This is a genomic window from Kitasatospora sp. NPDC091257, from assembly GCF_044757675.1.
Taxonomy (GTDB): domain Bacteria; phylum Actinomycetota; class Actinomycetes; order Streptomycetales; family Streptomycetaceae; genus Kitasatospora; species Kitasatospora lactacystinica.
The window spans coordinates 1-2,310 of the sequence record NZ_JBIVVI010001336.1; the positions used below are offsets into that span (position 1 = coordinate 1).

Below are 2,310 nucleotides of genomic sequence, written 5' to 3' on the forward strand. Positions count from 1 at the left end.
TCCAGTAGCAGGACGCCGACGCCCTCGGACCAGCCGGTGCCGTCCGCCGCCGCCGCGAAGGACTTGCAGCGGCCGTCGGCGGCCAGGCCGCCCTGGCTTGCCGTGGTCGGCGAGCCCGCAGTCCGGGCACTGCTGGGCGAGGACGAGGCCGGCCACCGGTACGTCGAGCAGCCGGGCGGCGCAGAGCCGGACCAGCAGGTGCCCGGCGGTGAAGTCGATCCGACCGGACTCGTGCCGGAAGCGCGCGGCGCGTTCCCGCTCCATGGCGGTCAGCAGGTGCTCGCCCGCCTCGGGATGCCGCAGTACGGCGTCGGCGGACGCGACGGAGACGAGCGGCGCGCTCTGTTCCTGGGCCTCGGTGGTCATGCCTCCCAACCTAGGCCCTCGCCGCCGGTCGGCGCCCGCCCTGGGGATCCCTGCTCCGTACGTATGAGTTTCGGATCCGATCTGAGGGTCTGTAGGCTGCGATAAGTCCGTTTTGGTATTGGATATCCCGGATCTATGGGATCGCCAGCAGATCGTATGGAACGTGGCGGGTCATCCGGTCTCGCCCTTTTCTCGTGCACGGAGGAATTGTCGATGGATCAGGCCACCGGTTCGCCGGATCACAGAACGACCGCCGTGAGAACTCCGGCGACGCGCGGGCGCCGGGCCATCAGGATCGCGGTGGCGACCGCCGTCACCGCGCTGCCGCTGGCCGCGGTGCTGACGGTCGGTTCGGCCGCTCCGCTGGCCCCGCCGCTGGGCGCCTGCACGGGACCCGACTGCCCCGCCACCTGGCCGCCGCCCAACAACGGCGACTTCACCGGCCGCGACTCCACCATCAACGTCTTCACCGGTGGCAACTACACCGTGAACGGCCGGGCCGCGGAGGCCGAGGGCAAGATCGTCGCGCTGGGGAACCTGACCGTCGACAAGAACGGCGGCGGCATCTACAACATGGGCGTCGTCGGTGTCGGTTCGCGCGTGGTGCCGCCGAACGGCAGCGACTTCGTGACCACCGGTGGCAACGTCGACGTGGTGACCGGCAACGCGATCCTGATCGGCGGCAGTGACTCGCACGGGCCGGCCTTCGGCAACCTGCGGCACGCGGGCTCCGTCACCGGCACCGTGAACATCGACCCCACCGGCGAGTCGATCCAGGACCCGAACGCCGCCGCGCCGTACCAGACGGTGCTGACCCAGATCGAGGAGGTGTCCGACTGCGTCGGCCGGGCCACCGCGACCGGCACCGTCGACATCTCCTCCAGTCAGGCGACCTTCACCGGTGACGGGACCAGCATGAAGCAGGTCTTCAACGTCACCCAGAACCTCGCCTCGCCGTCCGGCGGGCAGATCGGCCTGGTCTTCAACAACATCCCGGCCGGCGCCACCGTCGTGGTGAACATGCTCGGGGACAGCCCGATCATCAACACCTACACCGGTACCGGGCTGGCCGGCGACCAGACCACCGACATGCGCTCGAAGCTCATGTACAACTTCCCGACCGCGACCTCGGCGCAGATCCTCGGCAGCGCCCAGTTCCAGGGCTCGGTCATGGCCGGCAACCCCGGCGGCACCACGACCATCGCCCAGCCGGGCATGAACGGCCGGGTGTACCTCGCGGGCAACCTGATCCACACCGGCACCGGCGGCTACGAGATCCACAGCTACCCGTTCGACGGCGACCTGCCGGACTGCGTCGTGACGCCCAGCCCGTCGCCGACCTCACCGACGCCTTCGCCCTCGCCGACCTCGCCGTCCCCGACATCTCCGAGCCCGACGTCCCCGTCGCCGACCTCACCGTCCCCCACGTCGCCGTCGCCGACGTCTCCGAGCCCGACGTCCCCGTCGCCGACGTCTCCGACCCCGACGTCCCCGTCGCCGACCTCACCCGCGCCGACCTCGCCGTCGGCCAGTGCGACGACGTCGAGTGCCGGTCCGGCCCCGACCAGCCACCGTCCGACCGGGCAGCCGACCAGCCACCACCCCGGTGGCGGCGGTGAGTTGCCCTCCACCGGCGCGGGCAACGCCCCGGTGGTCTTCGGCGTGGCGGGCGTCGGCCTGCTCGGCCTCGGCGGCCTGGCCGTGCTGGCCGCCCGTCGTCGTCGCGGCCGCCACGGCTGACGGTCCGTACGGCTGAGGAGCTGAGGAGCTGAGGAGCTGAGGAGCCGAACAGCCGAACAGCGGCGCAGGCCGCCCGGGTCGACTCGACCGGGCGGCCTGCGCCGTCCCGGTTTCGTTCCGGCCCCCGGCCCCCGCCGATCGGAAGAGCGGCGGGTGGGGGAAGAGTGGTCGTAGTCGTGGAGATCTCGGGGGGGGCCGGGGCAT

Annotated in this window: 2 protein-coding genes; one reads left to right on the forward strand and one right to left on the reverse strand. The window is 71.7% G+C overall.

What is annotated here, in order from left to right:
• On the reverse strand, nt 1-86 hold an 86-nt coding region (locus ACIQOV_RS37985), incomplete at its 3' end, for a beta-ketoacyl synthase N-terminal-like domain-containing protein (protein WP_401055332.1).
• A gap of 580 nt (nt 87-666) precedes the next feature.
• Between ACIQOV_RS37985 and ACIQOV_RS37990 the strand changes: the two genes are divergently transcribed.
• Nucleotides 667-2,106 carry a choice-of-anchor A family protein gene (locus ACIQOV_RS37990; RefSeq protein ID WP_401055331.1) on the forward strand — a complete coding sequence of 480 codons (1,440 nt, stop codon included), beginning with the start codon at nt 667-669 and terminating at the stop codon, nt 2,104-2,106.
• The last annotated feature ends 204 nt before the right edge of the window (nt 2,107-2,310 follow it).